General features: G+C 63.7%; 11 protein-coding genes. 8 read left to right on the top strand and 3 right to left on the bottom strand.

Annotated elements, in window-relative coordinates; genetic code table 11:
* Positions 1–11: 11 nt before the first annotated feature.
* From BW686_RS24280 to BW686_RS24245, 8 genes are read left to right on the top strand one after another with little or no spacing between them, the layout of a single operon-like run.
* Positions 12–1,226, top strand: a complete 1,215-nt coding sequence (locus BW686_RS24280) for a PepSY-associated TM helix domain-containing protein (RefSeq protein ID WP_084920311.1) — start codon at positions 12–14, stop codon at positions 1,224–1,226.
* Entirely contained in the window at positions 1,223–1,765 is a 543-nt protein-coding gene (locus BW686_RS24275) for a thiamine pyrophosphate-binding protein (RefSeq protein WP_084920308.1), read from the top strand. Before BW686_RS24280 ends, BW686_RS24275 begins: the two co-directional genes overlap by 4 nt.
* A complete protein-coding gene (locus BW686_RS24270) occupies positions 1,762–2,094 on the top strand; it encodes a hypothetical protein (RefSeq protein ID WP_007253098.1) in 333 nt (110 codons plus the stop codon). Before BW686_RS24275 ends, BW686_RS24270 begins: the two co-directional genes overlap by 4 nt.
* Entirely contained in the window at positions 2,091–2,663 is a 573-nt protein-coding gene (locus BW686_RS24265; protein WP_084920305.1) for a DUF6162 family protein, read from the top strand. The genes BW686_RS24270 and BW686_RS24265 overlap by 4 nt, the downstream gene beginning before the upstream one ends.
* A gap of 35 nt (positions 2,664–2,698) precedes the next feature.
* The gene (locus tag BW686_RS24260; protein WP_084920302.1) at positions 2,699–3,631 is read left to right on the top strand and encodes a metal ABC transporter substrate-binding protein; all 933 of its coding nucleotides are present in this window, start codon (positions 2,699–2,701) and stop codon (positions 3,629–3,631) included.
* Entirely contained in the window at positions 3,628–4,392 is a 765-nt protein-coding gene (locus BW686_RS24255; RefSeq protein WP_084920299.1) for a metal ABC transporter ATP-binding protein, read from the top strand. Before BW686_RS24260 ends, BW686_RS24255 begins: the two co-directional genes overlap by 4 nt.
* Positions 4,392–5,291, top strand: a complete 900-nt coding sequence (locus BW686_RS24250) for a metal ABC transporter permease (protein ID WP_054087386.1) — start codon at positions 4,392–4,394, stop codon at positions 5,289–5,291. The genes BW686_RS24255 and BW686_RS24250 overlap by 1 nt, the downstream gene beginning before the upstream one ends.
* Entirely contained in the window at positions 5,292–6,209 is a 918-nt protein-coding gene (locus tag BW686_RS24245) for a metal ABC transporter solute-binding protein, Zn/Mn family (RefSeq protein ID WP_084920296.1), read from the top strand.
* A 237-nt stretch (positions 6,210–6,446) separates the two neighbouring features.
* On the opposite strand, the gene BW686_RS24240 is transcribed toward BW686_RS24245, so the two are convergent.
* The 3 genes from BW686_RS24240 to BW686_RS24230 all read right to left on the bottom strand — a co-directional run bounded on the left by BW686_RS24240 (position 6,447) and on the right by BW686_RS24230 (position 21,333).
* Positions 6,447–6,665 (bottom strand): MbtH family protein, encoded by a 219-nt coding sequence (locus BW686_RS24240; RefSeq protein ID WP_084920293.1) that lies wholly within the window; start codon positions 6,663–6,665, stop codon positions 6,447–6,449.
* Between the two features lie 81 nt (positions 6,666–6,746).
* The gene (locus BW686_RS24235) at positions 6,747–8,159 is read right to left on the bottom strand and encodes an aspartate aminotransferase family protein (protein ID WP_179149370.1); all 1,413 of its coding nucleotides are present in this window, start codon (positions 8,157–8,159) and stop codon (positions 6,747–6,749) included.
* Between the two features lie 163 nt (positions 8,160–8,322).
* On the bottom strand, positions 8,323–21,333 hold the full coding sequence (locus BW686_RS24230; protein WP_084920287.1) for a non-ribosomal peptide synthetase: 13,011 nt from the start codon (positions 21,331–21,333) through the stop codon (positions 8,323–8,325).
* Between the last annotated feature and the right edge of the window lie 62 nt (positions 21,334–21,395).

Below are 21,395 nucleotides of genomic sequence, written 5' to 3'. Positions count from 1 at the left end.
ATTGTTTATCCATGTCGAAGAAGTCCCGTTCAAAAATCTGGTTTCTCGTCCACAGCTGGCTTGCCCTGCCCATCTGGTTCTTCGTGCTGATCGTGTGCGTGACCGGCACGCTGGCCGTGGTCAGCAAGGAAATCATGTGGCTGGCCAACCCCGAGATGCGTGACAACCGTCCCTCCGACGACGCGCAACGCATGAGTTTCGAGCAGATTCGCGCCACCATCGAACGCAACGAGCCGGACCTGATCGTCGGCACGATCATGCAGCCTGACGGCGACTACTTTGCCCTGAGCGTGTTCGTGACGTACCCGGACGGCCGCTCGGTGCCGGCCTACGTCAATCCGTACAACGGCGTGATTCAAGGCCTCACGCCGTCGTTCGATTTCCGCCGCTTCACCCGTGCCCTGCACGGCTGGTGGCTGGTGCCGTTCACCAATGGCTACTCGTGGGGTTGGTATCTGGTGTCGATTCTCGGCCTGCCGCTGCTGGCGTCGCTGGTGACGGGGCTGGTGGTCTACAAGAAATTCTGGCGCGGCTTTTTCAAACCCGTGCGTTTCAGCCAGGGGCCGCGGATTTTCTGGGGCGACATTCATCGGCTCAGCGGCGTGTGGTCGATCTGGTTCATCGCAGTGATCTCCATCACCGGCACCTGGTTTCTGATTCAGGCGATTCTTGGCGATAACCAGATCAGTATTTCCAGCAAATCCCAGGTCGCGTCGATCATCCCGCACAGCGCCGTGCCGCTGACTGCCGACGGCAGCCCCGCGCCGACCATCAGCCTGGAAAAAGCCGTGGCCATCGCCAAAGAGCGGATTCCGGGCCTTGAGGCGAGCTTCATCACCCCGCCTTTCAACGCCTACAGCAACATGCAAGTGGGTGGACGCAGCTGGTATCCGCTGATGTTCCAGACCGCCGAAATCAACCCGTACAGCGGCGAAATAGCCGCCTCGCACCTGCTGTCGGACCGCAACAAGCTGGAGTTCGTCACCGAATCCATGCGCCCGCTGCACACCGGTGATTTCGGCGGCATCTGGATCAAGCTGATCTGGGCGTTCTTCGGCCTGTTGCTGAGCATGATGGTCCTCAGCGGCCTGTTGATCTGGAGCAAGCGCACCGCGCTGGCGACGCTTAACGCCCTCAAGCGTGAAGCCAAAACCAGGCCCGCCGCGTACACCCCGGACACACACACTTCGCCACTGGCGACTCGCACCCCGGAGAACAGCCTGTGAGCAAGGTCGCTGTCGCACAACCTGCATCGTCGCTGAGCCGTTTCTGGCACACGTGGCGCTTCCACATCAACGTGCTGCTGGTGCTGATCCCGCTGGGCTTCATGCCCAAGTACTTCTCCGACGTCTCGCTGGATCGCGGCGATCAGGGCCTCGGCCAGCGCGAGGTCGGCGAGATTCAGGTCGGCCCGTGGAGCCTGCGCCTCGCAGAAGACCGCAACGAAGCCCCGCGCCTGTCCGGCCCGTCGGGTTACATGAAAAGCTTCAACGCGGCGCTGTGCAACGCCTGCATCGACCGGGTCAAAGCCACCTACCTGCGCATCGGCAAGCCGCGCAGCCTGCGCACCGCCGGGGTGATTTTCTTCGGCGGCGGCTACCGCATGAGCGCGTTCATGCAGATTCCCGAGACCACCAGCCCCGACTCGGAACTGTGGATCACCCTGGAAGGCTGGGACGGCACCGTGCATCAGACTTCCATCCCTCTGCAACAGGCTTCGCCCACTACGGTGGCGTGGCTGAAAAAACAAGGAGCCAAACCATGAGTGCCCGCCCTTCCCTGCGTTGGCTGACGGCCAGTGCCCTGTGCCTGATCGGCCTGAGCGGCAACGCCCTGGCGCATAACCCGATGTGCGAATGCAAACAGATCGACAACGAGCAGATCCGCTGCACCGGTGGGTTTTCCGACGGCAGCGGCGCGCCGGGCGTGACCCTCGATGTGATCGGCTACGACGAAACCATTCTGGTGCCGGGCAAGCTGGGCGAGGACTCGACCGTGACCTTCAAGCGCCCGGCCTCCGAGTTCTACGTGCTGTTCGACGCAGGTCCCGGCCATGTGGTGGAAATCGATCAGGCGGACATCCCGACCCCATGAGTGCGCCCACCCGACAAATCGTCCGTCCGGCCGGTGCCGGGCATGAAACCCTGTACGTCCTGCTGCTGTGCCTGCTGATCCTCGGCATCGCTGCCGGCGTGGTCAGCCTGCACCGCGAAACGCAGGATGTGCAGAGCATCGCCAGCCACCAACTCGATGCCCGCCGCGACCTGACCGCTGCCGAACAGGGCATCTACGCCGACCTGCGTGTAACGCTGGATGAGATCCGCCTGCTGGCAGAAGAACAGCAAACGCCGATCACCCCGCAGCAACTGGGTGAGGAAGGCTTTGCACCGTTTGCTCAGGACGCCAGTTCGGTCAGCCGTGGCGATCATGCCTGGCAAATGGTCGAGCAGTCCTACCTGGGCTTGAGCCATGCGAAGAGCGTCGCCGGGTCGTTTCTGATGCGCGTCGACTCATCCCGTGGCGAGCAGCCCGACATCTGGATCAACCGCAGCGCCTCCGCAGCCTCTGTCAGCGACCTTGGCGACAAGGCCTTGATCGACGCAGGCTGGAAACAAATCGTTGCGCAATTCGATGCTGGCGTGACCCGTCAGCGCTCGCACTGAAACTCCGCACTCCTTTGAAAGAAGACCGCTTGCCTATGCCTATTTCATTCAAACGCCGCCCTTTCCTTCGCGTTCTGCTGGTGAGCCTGTTTGCCGCCGTGCTGGCCCCGTCCAGCTACGCCGCCGACCCGGCCAAACGTCTGCGCATCGGCATCACCCTGCACCCGTATTACAGCTACGTGAGCAACATCGTCGGCGACAAGGCCGAAGTCGTGCCGCTGATCCCGGCCGGTTTCAACCCGCACGCCTACGAACCCCGCGCCGAGGACATCAAGCGCATCGGTTCGCTGGACGTGATCGTGCTCAACGGCGTGGGTCATGACGATTTTGCCGACCGCATGATCGCCGCCAGCGAAACGCCGCACATCAAGACCATCGAAGCCAACGCCGACGTACCGCTGCTGGCCGCCACCGGGGTTGCAGCACGTGGCGCCGGCAAAGTGGTCAACCCGCACACGTTCCTGTCGATCAGCGCCTCCATCGCCCAGGTCAATAACATTGCCCGCGAACTGGGCAAGCTGGACCCGGACAACGCCAAAACCTACACCGCCAATGCCCGTGCGTACGGCAAGCGCCTGCGGCAGATGCGCGCCGACGCCCTGGCCAAACTGACCAAGGCCCCCAACGCCGACCTGCGCGTGGCCACGGTGCATGCGGCCTACGACTACCTGCTGCGCGAGTTCGGCCTGGAAGTGACCGCCGTAGTGGAGCCGGCGCATGGCATCGAACCCAGCCCCAGCCAGTTGAAAAAGACCATCGACCAACTGCGCGAACTGGACGTGAAGGTGATCTTCTCGGAGATGGACTTCCCGTCCACCTATGTCGATACCATCCAGCGCGAATCCGGGGTCAAGCTGTACCCGCTGTCGCACATTTCCTACGGCGAATACACCGCTGACAAGTACGAGAAGGAGATGGCCGGCAACCTCGACACCGTGGTGCGGGCGATTCAGGAGTCTGGCGCATGACCGCTGCACAGCACCTCGACATCGTCAGCCAGGGGCCGGACATCGCGTTCAATCAGGTGAGCCTGACCCTGAGCCGCACCACGATTCTTGACCGGGTGCATTTCAACGTGCGCGCGGGCAGCGTACACGCGCTGGTCGGGCCGAACGGCGGCGGCAAAAGCTCGCTGATCAAGACCCTGCTCGGGCAGACGCCGCATCAGGGCCAGCTCAGCCTGCAATGGCCTGCCGCGCCGGGCCTGACGGGCTACGTGCCGCAGGCGCTGGAGTTTGATCGCGGCCTGCCCATGACCGTCGACGATTTCATGGCTGCGATGTGTCAGCGGCGTCCGGCGTTTCTGGGCTTGTCGAAGCACTACGCGGCCGCGATTGGCGAAGCGCTGGAACGGGTCGGCATGCAAGACAAGCGCAAGCGGCGCATGGGCGCGCTGTCCGGTGGCGAACGGCAGCGTGTGCTGCTGGCGCAGGGGCTTATTCCGGCGCCGCAATTGCTGGTGCTGGATGAGCCGATGTCGGCGCTCGATGAAGCGGGCATTCAGGTGTTTGAGCGTCTGCTCGGCGACTGGCGTCGCAGCGGCATCACGGTGCTGTGGATCGAGCACGATCTGGACGCGGTGCGACGGCTGGCGGATCAGGTGACCGGGCTCAATCGCCGGGTGCTGTTCGACGAGCCGGCCGCCACGGCACTGACGCCGGAGCGTCTGTTGACGCTGTTTTCTGCCCATCCCCGTACCGCGGATGCCGTTAACGGGAGCGCTGTGTGATGGATTACGAAACGTTTCGCCTGTTCATTCAGGGCCTCGCTTCATCCGGTTATCTGCCCGAAGCGCTGGCCTATGGCTTTGTGGTCAATGCCCTGCTGGCCGGGCTGTTGATTGGCCCGGTGCTGGGCGGTCTGGGCACGCTGGTGGTGGTCAAGCGCTTTGCGTTTTTCTCTGAAGCGGTGGGCCATGCGGCGCTGACCGGCGTGGCCATCGGCATTCTGCTTGGAGAACCCTACACCGGCCCGTATGGCGCCCTGTTCGGTTACTGCCTGTTGTTCGGCATCGTCCTCAATTACCTGCGCAACCGCACCGGGCTGGCACCGGACACACTGATCGGTGTGTTCCTGTCGGTGTCGCTGGCACTGGGCGCGAGCCTGCTGCTGGTGCTGGCCGGCAAGATCAACGTTCACATTCTGGAGAACGTGCTGTTCGGCTCGGTCCTGACCGTCAACGGCAACGACCTGCTGGTGCTGCTGATCGTCGGCTCGCTGGTCATGGGCCTGAGCCTGCCCCTGTACAACCGCATCATGCTGGCCAGTTTCAACCCGCAACTGGCCGCGGTGCGCGGTGTGGCGGTGAAGACGCTGGACTACCTGTTCGTGATTCTGGTGACGCTGATCACCGTCGCGGCGGTGAAAGTCATCGGCGCGATTCTGGTCGGTGCTCTGCTGGTGATTCCGGCGGCAGCGGCCAGGCTGCTGAGCCAGTCGCTGAAAGGCTTCTTCTGGATCTCGGTGGCCATCGCGACCGTCAGTACCCTGTGCGGCATTCTGCTGCCTATCATTTTCGACCTGCCGGTGCCGTCTGGCGCGGCGATCATTCTGGTGGCCGGCGTTGCCTTCGCCCTGGCCGCCATCGCTCGCGGCACACTGCCCGGCCTGAAAGGGAATATTGGATAAATGCCTACTTTACGTACCTTGACCCTGGCGCTGACCATGACGGGCCTGTTCAGCAACAGCCTGCAGGCCGCCGACGCCAACACCGACAACGCTCAACCGGTTCGGGTGCTGGCCAGCCTGCCGATCACCTATGGGCTGGGCGAGATGCTGCTCAAGGACAGCGGCGTGGCGCTGGAGCGCGCAGCGGCCGCCAACCTGCCCGGTTCGCGCCAGACCGCGTACTTCACCGGGCGTGGCGCTGATGCCCTGCGCGGGCTGGCGAACAGCGCCGACGCGGTGATCGGCTTGCGCTCCATCTGGGCCGACGACCCGCTCTACCCCAACGCTCGCCGCAGCAATATCCGCATCGTCGAGATCGATGCGGCCCGTCCGGTGGACGGCAGTTTGCCGGGGATTGCCGTGCAGCCGGGTCAAGGCACCGACGGGCTGAACAGCCAGCCGTGGCTGGCGAGCAACAACATGGGGCGCATGGCGGATGTGCTGGCAGCGGACCTGGTGCGTTTGGCACCGAGTGCAAAGCCGAAGATCGAAGCCAATCTGGCGGCGTTCAAGCAGCAGTTGCTCAAGCTCAGCGCCAGCAGCGAAGCGGCGCTGGCCAGTGCCGACAATTTGAGTGTGGTGAGTCTGTCGGACCGCTTTGGTTATTTGATCAGCGGGCTGAATCTGGAGCTGATCGACAGCCAGGTACTGACCGATGAACAGTGGACGCCCGAGGCATTGAGTACGCTGAGCGCCACCCTCAAGGACAACGACGTGGCGCTGGTGCTGGATCATCGTCAGCCGCCAGAGCCGGTCAAGGCTGCGATTGAAGCGGCAGGCAGCAAGCTGCTGGTGCTGGGGATCGATGGCGCTGATCCGCTGGTGGAGTTGCAGGGGGATATTCAGGGGATTGTAAAGGCACTGGCTGGCAAGGGGTGAGAGGCTCCAACGCAGGAATGCAGTTCAAGACGCTCTGCGTCGCACGAGAGTCAAGGCTGTACCGGCCTCTTCGCGAGCAAGCTCGCTCCCACAAGACTTGTGTATCACGCTCGATCAAGCCGTCTGTGCTTCCATTTTCTGGCGCAGGCTCAGGGGGGCGTGTCGTCGCAAAGAGGACGCGGAGCGTCCAGAACGGCATGGCGACGCGGAGCGTCGCACGATAGGCCAACCTGGCAATCAAGCCGTCTGTGCTTCCATTTTCTGGCGCAGGCTCAGGGGGCGCATGTCGGTCCAGACGTCTTCGATGTAGGCCAGGCATTCTTTCTTGAAGCCGCTTTTGCCCACGGTGCGCCAGCCGTTGGGGATGGCTTTGTAGTCGGGCCAGATCGAATACTGTTCTTCGTGGTTGACCACCACTTGAAAGACGATGTCTTCCCGATCGAATACTGAAGTCATTGCTGCTCTCCGTGATTGTTCAGTGCCGCTGCGCCAATTCGCAGCCGCTATAGGGATTGAACGTATTGCTACGTCGAAAAATTAAAGCTGTGCGACGGCGGCGTTGAGGGCACGGCCAAAGAGGGCGGCGACTTCGTCGATCTGTTCGGCAGTGATCACCAGCGGTGGCAGAAAGCGCACCACGCTGCCATGCCGGCCGCCCAGTTCCAGAATCAGCCCGCGCTTGAGGCATTCGCGCTGGATCAGCGGGGCCAGACGGGCAAAGACCGGTGGATGACCTTGCGCATCGAGCGCCCCTGCCGGATCGACCAGTTCGACACCCAGCATCAGCCCGCGACCGCGAATGTCGCCCAGTTGCGGGAAGTCGCGCTGCAACGATTGCAGATGACCGACCAGACGAGCGCCCATCGCCGTCGCGTGTTCACAGACATTGTGTTCCTGGAGATAGCGCATCACCGCCGAACCGGTCGCCATCGCCATCTGGTTGCCACGGAAGGTCCCGGCATGAGCGCCGGGCAGCCAGGTGTCGAGCCATGAACGGTAAACCACCACCGCCAGCGGCAGGCTGCCGCCGATGGCTTTGGACAGTACCACCACATCGGGAATGATCCCGGCGTGCTCAAAGGCAAACATCTTGCCGGTGCGCGCAAAGCCGCTCTGGATTTCATCGACGATCAGCGCCACCCCGGCCTTTTCGGTGATACGCCGCACACCGCGCAGCCAGTCGAGGTCGGCAGGGATCACCCCGCCCTCGCCTTGCACCACTTCAAGAATGACCGCTGCCGGCAACTGCACGCCCGCTTCAGGGTCATTCAGCAGGTTTTCCAGGTAATGCAGGTTGGCGCGCACGCCCTGTTCGCCACCCAGCCCGAACGGGCAACGGTAATCGTAGGGGTACGGCAAAAACTGCACACCACTGCTGAGCAAGGCACCCAGCGGTTTTTTCGGCCCCAGGCTGCCCATCAGGCTCAACGCGCCCTGGCTCATGCCGTGATAACCGCCTTGGAACGACAACACGGTGCTGCGCCCGGTGGCGGTACGCACCAGTTTCAACGCTGCTTCCACCGCATCGGTGCCGGTCGGGCCGCAGAACTGGATTTTCGCGTCGCTGGCCAGCGCCTGCGGCAGCAGGCCGAACAGGTCCTGCACGAACCGGTCTTTGACCGGTGTGGTGAGGTCCAGGGTGTGCAGTGGCAATTCATCGCTGATCACTTGCTGGATTGCTTCGATGATCACCGGATGGTTATGCCCCAGCGCCAGTGTGCCCGCGCCGGCCAGGCAATCGATGAAACGCCGCCCTTCGACGTCCTCGACGTGAATGCCCTTGGCGCGCTTGAGCGCCAGCGGGATACGCCGTGGGTAGCTGCGCGCATTGGATTCCTGGCGGCTCTGCCGGGCCAGCAATGGCGACTCGTCGAACTGATAGAGCGTCTCGGTCGCTGCCGGAGATATCCGGTTCAACGGCTCATCGATAAACCTGGTAGCGACTGACATCTGTGCAACCCTCAATACGCTGGCTGAATGACCTGATGCATGACGGTGGGTCATGCCGGTTCAGGCGTTTGTTTCTTCCCTTGAAAACGCGCCAGCGCGCTGCGGATTTACACCCGGTGACGAGTTTTTTATCCGCAGCGCCAGCACGCCGACCAGAGGCTGATCAGAACCCTTCCAGCTCCGCCATCAAGTCTGCAAGCCGGTCGAATTTCTGTTCGTCGACCTGCGTTTCGCCAAGGCTCTCCAGATGTCCGGCCAACGCCTGAACGGTGTTGAATTCAAACATTGCCCGCAACGGCACGTTACGTTGCAGCAGCTTCTGCGCACGGGTGACGACCTGAGTAGCCAGCAACGAATGCCCACCCAGTTCGAAGAAGTTATCGGTAACGCCCACACGTTCGACCTTGAGCACATCGGCCCAGATAGTCGCCAGTTGTTGCTCCATTTCCGTCTGTGGTGCGAGGTAATCCTGCTGCGCCTGGCTGACGTCCGGCGCAGGCAGGGCCTTGCGGTCGAGCTTGCCGTTCGGCGTCAGTGGCATCGCGTCCAGAATCACCAGATGCGCAGGCACCATGTAGTCCGGCAGGCTGGCCTTGAGGTGAGCTTTAAGCGCGTCTCGCAGCGCATCGTGATCCTGCAGGGCAGTGTGTGGCACCAGATACGCCGCCAGCACTTTGCCCAGCGGGCCGTCGATGTCCAGCACCACCGATTCACGGATTGCCGAATGCTCCAGCAAGCGGGTTTCGATTTCGCCCAACTCGATGCGATAGCCGCGAATTTTCACCTGATGGTCGACCCGGCCGACGTATTCCAGCACGCCGTCCTTGCGCCGCCGTGCCAGATCGCCGGTGCGGTACAGACGTCCGCCCGGCGCACCGAACGGATGCGGCACGAACACCGGCACCGTGCGCGATGGGTCCGCGACATAACCGCGACCCACCCCGGCCCCGGCAACGCACAACTCGCCGACGGCGCCCAGCGGCACAAGGTCCAGCGCGTCGTCGAGCAGGTACAGGCGGTTGTTGTCGGTCGGCGAACCGATCGGCAGATACGCGCTGCGTGTCGAGTCGGCATCGACGCGGAAGAACGCCACGTCATCGGAGCATTCAGCCGGACCATAGGCGTTCACCAGACCGATAGCCGGGTAGCGTTGCAGCCACTGGCTGGCCAGTTCGGGCGGCAGGGCTTCGCCGGTCGGCAGCATCCAGCGCAGGCTGTCGAGGGTGGCCTGTTCTTCGGCGAGCAGGCCGGTAATCAGCGACGGCACGCTCTCCAGCACGCTGATGCGCTGCGCCTGAACATGCGCCAACAGGGCCAGCGGGTCACGGGCGATGTCGTTCGGCACAATGTCCACCCGCGCCCCGAACAGCGGCGCGGCGAGGAACTGCCAGACCGAGATGTCGAAACTCTGCGAAGCGGTCTGGGCGATCACATCGCTGTCGCTCAGGTTCAGGTACGGCACCTTGCTCAACTGGTTATTGAGCATGCCGCGCTGTTCGACCATCACGCCTTTTGGCAGGCCGGTGGAGCCTGAGGTGAAGATCACGTAAGCCAGGTTATCCGGCGCACTGTAACGCCCCGGATTGTGCTGCGCCAACGGGCTCTGCTGCACGTCTTCCCAGACCCGCAACTGCGGGCGATCAGACGCGGGCAGCGCATCAAGCAACGCCCTACCCTGTTCCACGCACAGCGCACTGCAAACCAGCACCGGCGTGCGGCTCTGGGCGATGATGCCGCTCAGCCGCGAGTTCGGCAGCGCCGGGTCCAGCGGCAGGTAACCGGCACCGGCCTTGAAGCTGCCGATGATCATGCCGAGCAACTCAGGCCCGCGCTCGGCCAGCAACGCCACCGGCTGGTCAAAGCCGACGCCGGCACTGATCAGCGCATGGCCCAATCGGTTGCTGGCGATGTTCAGCTCGGCGTAGCTGACTTCATGGGTCAGGCAACTGACCGCCGTGCGCTCGGGATGCGCGTCAACCTGCGCTTCAAACAGTTCGACATAGCTCTTGTCCAGCGGGTAAGCCTGCTCGCTCTGGTTGCAGCCCTCGATCAGGAACGTACGCTCCTGCTCACTGACCAGCGCCAGCTCGGCCATGTCGCCGTGGAAACCTTCGATCAGCGCCAGCAGCAGGCGTTTGAACTCACCGAGCATGGTCTGCACAGTGGACTCGTCGAAATAACGCTGGTCGTAAGACAGGTGCAGGCCCAGGTCATCACCCGGATAGCAGACCGCTGTCAGCGGGTAGTTGGTGTGGGTGCGGCCGGAATCCGAGGTGGCGTTGAGGCTCTGCGCGCGGTCCAGCACCGAGACTTCCACCGGCGCGTTTTCGAACACGAACAGGCTGTCGAACAGCGGCTGGCCCTTGGGCAGTTCACTGTTTTCCTGAATGGTCACCAGCGGCAGGTACTCGTACTCGCGCAGCTGCATGTTGCTGTCGAGCAACTGGCTCAGCCACTGGCGAACCGTGCAGCGCTGGTCTGCACCCGGCATGCCGACGCGCAGGGCAATGGTGTTGATGAACAGCCCGACGGTGCGCTGCATCTGCGGCAGTTCCACCGGCCGACCGGCCACGGTGACGCCGAACACCACGTCGCGATCACCGCTCATGCGCCGCAGGGTCAAGGCCCACGCCGCCTGAGCGAAGGTGTTGACGGTCAATTGATGCTGCTGGGCCAGTTCGCGCAGTTGTGCGCCGTCGCGTTCATCAAGGCGGGTGTAACAGTCGCCCACCACCATGCCACCGCTGTCACCCGCATGTTCACGCAGAAACGGACGGTCGCTGGGGATCGGCGTTGGCCGTTCAAAACCACGCAGGTTGTGCCGCCACCAGTCACGCGCCTGAACCAGCCCACGGCGTTGCAGCCAGCCGATGTAATCGCGATAGCGCGGTGCCGGGGTCAGTTGCGCCTCGCGGCCTTCGCCCAGCGCGGTGTAAATGTCGAAGAAGTCATTCATCAGCAGCGAACGGCACCAGGCATCGATGAGGATGTGGTGGTTGCTCATCATGAACCAGTAGCGCGCTTCGTCGACGCGGATCAGGCGCAGGTGGAACGGTGGCTGATCGAGCAGATCGAAACCGGCTTCGCGCTCGGACTTGAGCAGGGCCTGCAAGCGCGGCTCTTGCTGGTCTGCCGGTACGTCGCGCCAGTCCAGGTAATCCATCGGCGTGCGGCCCGGTTTATGGATGACCTGCAGCATGGTTTCGCCGATGTCCCAGCAGAACGAGGCACGCAGCGCTTCGTGACGGGCGATCACCGCCTGCCAGGCCTGGGCAAAACGTTCCGGGTCCAGTGCGCTGTTGATGCGGTAGCGGTCCTGCATGTAATACAGGCCGGTACCGGGTTCCAGCAGGGTGTGCAACAGCATGCCCTCCTGCATCGGGGTCAGCGGATAGACGTCCTCTATCTGAATGGCCGGGACCGGCAGCGCGTCGAGTTGCGCCTGATCCAGCTCGGCCAGCGGGAAGTCCGAAGGCGTCAGCCCGCCGCTGCCATCGCTCAGGCAGTGGGCGATCAGCGCTTGCAACTGGTTCAGGTAATCCTGCGCCAACGCTTCGATGGCGGCAGGTTGATAACGCTCGGCACTGAAGGTCCAGCGCAGCAGCAGTTCGCCGCCATACACCTGACTGTCGATGCTCAGTTCGTTGGGCAGCGGCGCATGCGGATCGTGAGCCGCGCCCGCCGACTCTTCCAGCGGGCGGAACAACGCATCGCTGGCGAAGCTCTGGTCGAACTGGCCAAGGTAGTTGAAGGTGATCGGTGCCACCGGCAGCGCCTGCATGGCAGCCTTGCTGGCGCTGTCGGCCAGGTAGCGCAACACGCCATAACCCAGGCCTTTGTGCGGCACCTGGCGCAGTTGCTCCTTGATCGCCTTGATCGAGTCACCCGGCGCTGCGTCGGCAGCCAGTGCCGGCGTAAGGCGCAGCGGATAAGCGCTGGTGAACCAGCCCACGGTACGGGTCAGGTCGATGTCGTCAAACAGGGTTTCACGGCCATGACCTTCCAGCTGGATCAGCGTCGATGGCTGCCCGCTCCAGCGGCAGATCACCTGCGCCAGCGCCGTCAGCAGCAGGTCGTTGACCTGCGTGCGGTAAGCGCTGGGCGCCTGTTGCAGCAGTTGCCGGGTGCGCTCGGCATCCAGTCGCACGCTGACGGTTTGCGCATGACGGTTCTGCTGGCCGCCCTGTGGGTTGTGGCACGGCAACTGCGCCGCCGGGCCGCCCAACTGGCGTTTCCAGATGCGCAGTTCTTCACGTAACGATTCGTTGCCCGCGTACGCCTGCAAGCGCGCCGCCCAGTCACGGAACGCACTGGTTTTGGCGGCGAAGCGCATCGGCATGGCTTCGCTTGCTTGACGATAGGCCGTTTGCAGATCGTCCAGCAGCACGCGCCACGAAACGCCATCGACCACCAGATGGTGAATGACCATCAGCAGGCGTTGCTGGCCCTGAGGGCCGTCGACCAGCAACGCACGCAGCAGCGGACCGTTTTGCAGGTCGAGGCTGCGCTGGGTGTCGGCGTAAAGGGCCGCACATTCGGCCATGTCGGCAACCCGCGCTTGTATCAGCAGCGTTTCGGCGATGACCGCGCGGTGCTCGGCTTGCCACGTGCCGTTCTGTTCGGTGAAGCTCAGGCGCAAGGCGTCGTGCTGTTCAAGCACGGCGCGCAATGCCTGTTCCAGAACACGTGGATCAAGCGCGCTGACCGGTTCCAGCACCAGCGACTGGTTCCAGTGCTGGCGCTCGGGGATCGGCGTGTCGAAGAACCAGTGCTGAATCGGTGTCAGGGCAGATTTGCCTTGCAGCAGGCCCTGCTCGGCCTGAATCAGTTCGCGGGTGGTCGCCACAGCGGCCAGGGTCTGCACGGTCTGATGCTGAAACAGGTCACGCGGGCTGAAATGAATACCCGCCTGACGCGCCCGGCTGACCACCTGAATCGACAGGATCGAGTCGCCGCCCAGTTCGAAGAAGTTGTCGTTGACGCCGACGTTCTCGACATTCAGCACAGCGCACCAGATCGCTGCCAGGTGCTGCTCCATTTCGCTGGCTGGCGCAATGTAATGCTGACGATTGAGTTCCGGGTCCAGCGCCGGCAACGCGCGGCGATCCAGCTTGCCGTTGGCCGTCAGCGGCATGCTGACGAGCAGCATCAGGTGGGTCGGCACCATGTAATCCGGCAGTTGCGCCTTGAGGTGCGACTTCAGCGCTTCACGCAGTTGCGCCTGTTGCACATCGCCCTGCCCGGCCACATCGCTGACCAGGTAGGCGGCCAGTTGCTTGCCCGACGGCGTGTCCAGCGCCAGCACCACCGCTTCGCGAATGGCCTCATGTTCCAGCAACCGGGTTTCGATTTCACCCAGTTCGATACGGAAACCGCGAATCTTCACCTGATGGTCGATACGCCCCAGGTATTCCACCAACCCGTCGGCGCGCTGGCGCACCAGGTCGCCGGTGCGGTACAGACGCCCGCCGTGGCTGGCGAACGGATCAGCCACAAAACGCTCGGCGGTCATGCCGGGGCGCTCATGATAGCCCTGCGCCAGACCGGCACCGCCGATGTACAGCTCGCCGCTCGCACCCTGCGGCACCAGCGCCAGATCGGCGTCGAGAATGTAGGCCACGCGCGCGCCGACGATACGACCAATCGGCACGCTGGCTTCGCCTTCGTCCAGTTGCTGCGGCGCCAGACTGGCCAGCGGCATCACCACGGTTTCAGTCGGGCCATAGGCGTTGAAGAACAGTTCCGGCTGAAAGACTGCACGAATGCGCTGCAAGTGTTCGCCGGTCAGCGCTTCACCGCCGGTGATGCACATGCGCACCGGCAAGGTCTGGCCCTGAGTCGCCAGCCATTGCGCCAACTGACTGCCATAACTGGGCGTGAAACCAAGAATATTGACCTGCTGCTCGCGAATCAGCGTGCAGATTTCTTCGGCGTCCCATTGCCCCTGAGCGCGCAACACCACACGTGCGCCGCTGAGCAACGGCACCAACAGGCGCTCGGTGGCGGCGTCGAAATTGATCGAATAGAAGTGCAGCTCGCAGTCGTCCGGCTGCATGTCGAAGCGACGGATCACCGCCTGGCAATGCATGGCGATCTCGCCATGGGACACCACCACGCCTTTGGGCTTGCCGGTCGAACCGGAGGTGTAAATCAGGTACGCCTGATGCTGCGGCAGGCTGATGAACGGCAGCTCATTGGACGAGAATGACGCCAGCAACGGCTGATCGTCTTCCAGGCACCAGCGAGCCACACCGGCAGGCAACTCGCCCAGCGCAGCAAACAGCGCTCGGTCACTCAGCAGCAGACCGACACCGCTGTCTTCGATCATGTAATGCAGGCGTTCCAGCGGGTATTCCGGGTCCAGTGGCACGTAGGCGCCACCGGCCTTGAGGATCGCCAGCAGGCCGACCACCAGGTCCAGCGAGCGCGGCAGCGCCAGGCCGACACGTACCTGTGGGCCGACGCCGCGCTCGCGCAGCATTCCGGCCAGTTGATTGGCGCGGGCGTTCAGCTCGGCGTAGCTCAGGGTCTGGCCGGCAAACGTCAGCGCCGCTGCCTGTGGACGCCGCCGGGCCTGCTCGGCGAACAGGCTGTGAATGCACTGATCGAGGCGTTGCTCGCCCGCTTCGACGCCGAGACTGTCGAGCACATGCTGACGCTCGGCGTCCTGCAACAGCGGCAACTCGCTGAGGCGTTGTTGCGGGTCGGTGAGCAACGCTTGCAGCAGGTTCAGCCAGTGTTCGGCCATTTGCGCGATGCGCGGTTCGTCAAACAGATCGGTGCTGTAGGTCAGGCAGCAACCCAGGCGGTGATCCAGTTCGGTGACCTCCAGATTGAGGTCGAACTTGGTGGCGCGGGCATCGTTGACCAGGTAGTCGACGGTCATGCCCGCCAGCTCACGGCTCTGCTGGAATTCCCAGCGCTGTACGTTGCACATCACCTGGAACAGCGGGTTGTAGGCTGCGCTGCGGGGCGGTTGCAGGGCTTCGACCAGATGATCGAACGGCAAGTCCTGATGCGACTGGCCTTCGATGACCGTATGGCGCACCTGCTCGAACAGTTGCGCGACGCTCATCTGGCCATCGAGCTGCACGCGCAGCACCTGGGTGTTGAGGAACGCGCCGATCAGCCCTTCGCTTTCCGGACGAATCCGGTTGGCCACCGGCGCACCGATGCGCAGGTCATTCTGGCCGCTGTAGCGATAAAGCAGCACCGCCAGCGTGGCCGTCATGGTCATGAACAGGGTCAAACCGTTGCGGGCATTGAAAGCGCGGACTTTGGCGGCCAGCTCGGGGTTCAGGTCGAAGCGGTACAACTCGCCCTGATGACTTTGCACAGCCGGTCGCGGCCGGTCGCCAGGCAGCTCCAGCAGCGGGTGTTCGTTGCCCAGTTGCGCGGTCCAGTAATCCAGCTGGCGCTGGCGCTCGCCGGCTTCCATCCACTGACGCTGCCAGACGCTGTAATCAAGGTACTGCACCGCCAGCGGCTCCAGCGGAGACGGCTTGCCGTCAAGAAATGCTTCGTAGAGCTGGCCCAGCTCGCGGGCGAAAATGTCCATCGCCCAGCCTTCGGTGACGATGTGATGCAAGGTCAGGACGAAGTAATGCTCCAGCTCCGCAGCCCTGACCAGACAGGCCCGCAGCAACGGCCCGGTTTCCAGATCGAAGGGCTGATGCGCCTCGCTGTCGGCCAGCGCCTGAATGCGCTGCTGACGAACCTCGGCAGGCAGCGCCGAATAGTCCTGCCATTGCACGCTCAGGCCGGTCTGCTCGGAGACGTTCTGGCAGGCCACGCCGTTGACGCTCGGAAAGGTGGTGCGCAGGGTTTCGTGACGCAGGATCAAGGCTTGCAGCGCGGCCTCGAAGCGCTCGATATCAAACACGCCGTTCAAACGCGCCATGCCACCGACGTTGTACGCCGGGCTGTCTGGCTCCATCTGCCAGAGGAACCACATGCGCTGCTGCGAATAGGACAAAGGCACCGGCTGGCTGCGGTCGACGCGGGCAATCGGTTGCAGGCTGTTGCGGGCGCCTGACTGTTGAAGGGTTTGCACCTGTTCGGCGAATGCGCCCAGCTCGCTGGCTTCGAACAACGCCCGCAACGGCAGGTCGATGTCGCACGCCTGACGCACCCGGGAAATGATCTGCGTGGCCAGCAACGAGTGCCCGCCCAGCTCGAAAAAGTCATCGCGCAGGCCGACACGCTGCACGCCCAGCACTTGCCGCCAGACAGCGGCGATCTGCTTTTGCAGGTCGGTTTGCGGCTCGACGTGTTCGCGGGTCTGCCATTGCGGCTCGGGCAAGGCGCGGCGGTCCAGCTTGCCGCTCGGGCTCAGCGGCATGCTGTCGAGGCGCACCAGTTGCGCCGGAACCATATAGTCTGGCAGTTCCAGCGCCAGCGCCGACTTGAGGCGCTCGGCCTGAACGTCCTGCCCGGCTTCGGCGGTGTAGTAACCGATCAGTTGCGGGCCAGCGGCGGTTTCGCGCACCAGCACAGCGGCATGCCCGACGCCCTGCTGGGCCAGCAGGCAGGCTTCGATTTCCTGCGGTTCGACGCGGAAGCCGCGCAGCTTGACCTGCTGATCCAGACGTCCGAGGTATTCCAGCGCGCCGTCTGCCGCCCAGCGCACCCGGTCCCCCGTGCGGTACAGGCGTTCGCCCGTCTGGCCCAGCGGGTCGGCGATAAAGCGCTCGGCGGTCAGGCCCGGACGGTTCAGGTAACCCCGCGCCAGGCCGATGCCACCGATGCACAACTCCCCGGCCACCCCGCGTGGTAGCGCGTTCAGTTCGCTGTCCAGCACCCGGCACAGCACGTTACCCAGCGGACGACCGATGGGTGAACGCAGGCCATCAGCACGCTGGCACTGCCAGTGTGTGACGTTGATCGCGGTCTCGGTGGGGCCGTAACGGTTGTGCAGCTGCACGCCCGGCAGTTGCTCCAGCACACGGTTGCGCAGCTCGCTCGGCAGCGCTTCGCCACCGGAGAACAGGCGACGCAGGCTGCCGCACTGCTGCGCCAACGGCTCATCGATGAACAGCTGCAGCAGAGGCGGTACGAAATGCAGCGTGGTCACGCCGTACTGGTTGACCAATTGCGCGATGCGATGCGGATCGCGGTGTTCGCCTGGGCCTGCCAGCAGCAGTCGGCTACCGGTGATCAGCGGCCAGAAGCATTCCCACACCGACACGTCGAAACTGATCGGTGCCTTCTGCATCAGCACATCGGTTTCATCCAGCGCGTAGGTGTCCTGCATCCATTGCAGGCGCTCGGCCAGTGCAGCGTGGGTGTTGCCGACGCCTTTGGGCTGGCCGGTGGAGCCGGAGGTGTAAATCACGTACGCCAGATGGTCGCCATGCAGGTGCAGGCCCGGCGCGCTGACCGGCCAGTTGTCCAGGTGCAGCGTGTCCATCGCCAGCGTACAGACGCCCTCGGCGCTCGGCAGATCGCCGAGCAGATGGCTCTGGGTCAACAACAGTTCGACGCCGCTGTCTTGCAGCATGTAGGCCAGTCGTTCAGTCGGGTAATCCGGGTCCAGCGGCACGTAAGCGCCACCGGCCTTGATGATCGCCAACAGGCCGATCAGCAATTGCGGTGAACGCTCGGCGGCAATCGCCACCTTGACGTCCGGGCCGACGCCCTTGTCGCGCAGGTAATGCGCCAGGCGATTGGCCTGGGCATGCAGGCTGGCGAAATCGAGGCTGCCGCCCTCCCACATCAGCGCAATCCGCTCGGGGGTGTGCAGCGCCTGGCGCTCCAGCCATTCAGGCAACCAGCTTTGCGCAGGCGTGCAGGCGGCGGCGCTCCACTGCGTCTGTTCGGCCAGTTCATCGGCACCGAGCAATTGCACGTCGCCCAACGCGACCTGCGCCTGCTGGCTGACCTGGGTCAGCAACTGAACGTAGTGCCGGGCCAGACGCACGATGGTGTCGCGCTCGAACAGCTCGTCGGCGTAGTCGAAGGACAGGTTGAGGCGACCGTTACGGTCTTCCTCGCTGTGCAATTGCAGGTCGAATTTGGCCTCGCGGCTGTGCCACGGCAGCTCTTCGGCGAGCAGCCCCGGCAGACGACGCAAGGCACTCAGGTCGCGTTGCTGGTGGTTGAACATGACTTGAAACAAGCCATGCTCACGCGCCTGCGGAAACGCCTCGACCAGTTGTTCGAACGGCACGTCCTGATGCGCCTGGGCGTCGAGTGCGGCCTGGCGGGTCTGGCTCAGCAGGGTCGAAAACGGCAGGCGCGGGTCCAGTTGCGCACGCAGCACCAGGGTGTTGATGAAGAAGCCGATCAAGCCTTGGGTTTCATGCCGCGGACGGTTGGCACCGGGCACGCCGATACGAATGTCGGTCTGCCCGCTGTAGCGATGCAGCAAGGTCTGGAAACCGGCCAGCAAAAACATGAACGGTGTCGATTGCCAGGCTTGCGCCGTGTTACGCACCGCAGCGCTCAGCTCGGCGCTCAGGCGCACGCTGTAGCGAGAAGCGCTGTGCTGGCGGCGTACCGAACGCGGGTGATCGGTGTTCAGCGCCAGGGTTGGCTGTTCGTCGCCCAGTTGCTGTTTCCAGTAATCGAGCTGACGCTCGGCTTCGCCCTGGGCCAGCCATTCACGCTGCCATTGGCCGTAATCGGCGTAGCGCAGCGGCAAAGGCGCGAGTTCGAGGGTCTGCCCCTGAACGGCCGCCGCATAGAGGCGCGAGAACTCGTCGATCAGCACATTCAGCGACCAGCCATCGGCAATGACATGGTGCAGCGTGACCAGCAACTGATGCTCTTCTTCGTCCAGTTGCAACAGCACAACGCGCAGCAACGGGCCGTTTTGCAGATCGAACGGCAGGCGCGCCTGTTCTTCACGGATTGCCAGCGCACGCGCCTGGCGTTCGTCGCCCGGCAATTCGCTGATATCCATGCTGTGCAGCTGGAATTCACCCGCTGCGTCGATGCGTTGCAGGGCAATGCCGTCCTGCTCGTAGAAGCGCGTGCGCAGCGATTCGTGACGCTCGATCAGGCGCTGGAAGCTGCTGCGCAGTGCTTCGGTGTTCAGCTCGCCACGCAGGTACAGCCCGCCAGGAATGTTGTAGGCGCTGCTGGTCGGGTCCAGTTGCCAGAGGAACCACAAGCGGTTCTGCGCCAGCGACTGCGGCAAATGCTCGCTGCCCGGAAGGCGAACGATAGCGTTCTGCGCCTGAAGGTCGCCTTGCGATGCGGCGACCTGCAGCGCTTCGATCTGCGCAGCAAAGGCTGCCAGCGTCGGTGCTTCGAACAGCAAGCGCAGGTTCAGGTCGATACCCAGTGTTTCACGCAGCCGGGCCACCACCTGGGTGGCGACAATCGAGTTGCCGCCCAGCAGGAAGAAATGGCCGTCCGCGCTGACCTGCTCGCACTGCAAATGCTCGCACCAGACGCTGGCGATCTGCGCGTGCAGGTCCGAACCGGTGCTCAGGCCTGGGGTTTGACGAGTCGTGTCGGTCGCGGGAAACAAGGCGTAGCTGTCGAGGCTGCCGTCGGCCAGACGGGTGCGGCAAGCCGAACGCTGCAGTTTGCCGCTGGAGGTCTTGGGCAGTGCGCCCGGGTTGAGCAGCACGACAACGCTCGGCGCTTCTTGAAAGGCCTCGGCCACGGATTGCCGGATGACCTTGATCAGCGCTTCGGGCGGCAGGATTTTCTGCACGCTGCGGCTGATTTCGGCGGCGATGCCGATGCCTTCACTGCCGTCCTGATGGACGGCGAACGCCGCGATGCGACCTTTGCGCACCACATCGACCTCGCGCTCGATGAGCTTTTCGATGTCTTGCGGGTACAGGTTGTGTCCACGGACAATCAGCATGTCTTTCAAACGACCGGTGATGTACAGCTCGCCATGCCGCTGAAAGCCCAGATCGCCGGTGCGCAGCCAAGTCTGGCCGTCATGCTGGACGAACGTTTTGGCGGTGGCTTCAGGGTTGCGCCAGTAGCCGTGGGCGATGCTCGGCCCGCAGGCCCAGACTTCGCCAACATGGTTTTCGTCCAGCACGTGCAGCGTGGCAGGGTCGGCGATCAACACGCCGTGCCCCGGCTGCCCGGTGCCGCAGCTCATCACCGGTTGACCGTCGCCCAGCTCTGCCACATGCCGCGCCAGGGCCTGCGTATTCAGACGCAACGAGGGAATGCCCTTACCGCGCTTGCCGCCTGCCACAAACAACGTGGCTTCGGCCAGGCCGTAGGACGCCATGAAGCTGTCCGGCGTGAAACCACAGCTGGCGAACTTCTCGGCAAAGGCATCGAGGCTGTCCTGACGGATCGGCTCGGAGCCGGAATACGCCACGCGCCAGCGGCTCAGGTCCAGACGCTCCAGCGCCGAATCACTGACCCGTGCGCTGCACAGCTGATAGGCAAAATCAGGCCCGCCGCTGATGGTGCCGCCGTATTCACTGATCGCTTCCAGCCAGCGCAACGGCCGTGTGAGGAAATAGGCTGGCGCCATCAGGATGCACGGCACGCCACTGAAAATCGGCTGCAGCAAGCCGCCGATCAGGCCCATGTCGTGGTACAGCGGCAACCAGCTGACGATCACGTCGTCCGGATTGACATCGATACCGAAGCCATGACGAATCAACAGCTCGTTGGCAACCAGATTGCCGTGACTGACCTGCACGCCCTTGGGCGAGGCCGTCGAGCCCGACGTGTATTGCAGGAACGCGATGTCGTCGGCGTGCAATGACGGGCCCTGCCAGCCTTCAGCCGACGCGCTGTCCAGCGTATCGACGCAGAGCAACGGCGGCGCATCGGCAGCGGCCAGCTCATCCATCTGCAACAGGGCCGGTTGCACATCAGAGGCGGTCAGAACCAGACGCGGCTCGGCATCGTCGATGATCGACAGCAGGCGTTCCTGATGATGGCGACGGTTGGATTCCGGCGGATAGGCCGGCACTGCAATGACTCCGGCATACAGGCAGCCGAAAAACGCAGCGACATAATCCGGACCGCTGTGGAACAGCAGAATCGCTCGATCTCCCGGCACGGCCTGACGTTGCAGCGCCGCGGCAATGGTGCGCGCGCGCAGGTCCAGATCACGGTAGGTCAACACCAGCCCTTGGGTTTTCTCGTCGGTGAGAAAACGCAGGGCCAGCCGATCCGGCGTCTGCGAGGCGCGACGCTGAAGGGCCTGAGCCAGGGTGTCGGGGAGTTCAAACGCATCCATGATGGGGTTCCTGCTAGATCCGGCGTGCCAGATAAGATCTGAATGTCAAGAAAGACGCGCGC

The organism is Pseudomonas syringae (assembly GCF_002157375.1).
Lineage (GTDB): Bacteria > Pseudomonadota > Gammaproteobacteria > Pseudomonadales > Pseudomonadaceae > Aquipseudomonas > Aquipseudomonas syringae_T.
The sequence above is the reverse complement of the archived record's forward strand: the minus strand, read 5'-3'. Positions and strand labels throughout refer to the sequence as shown.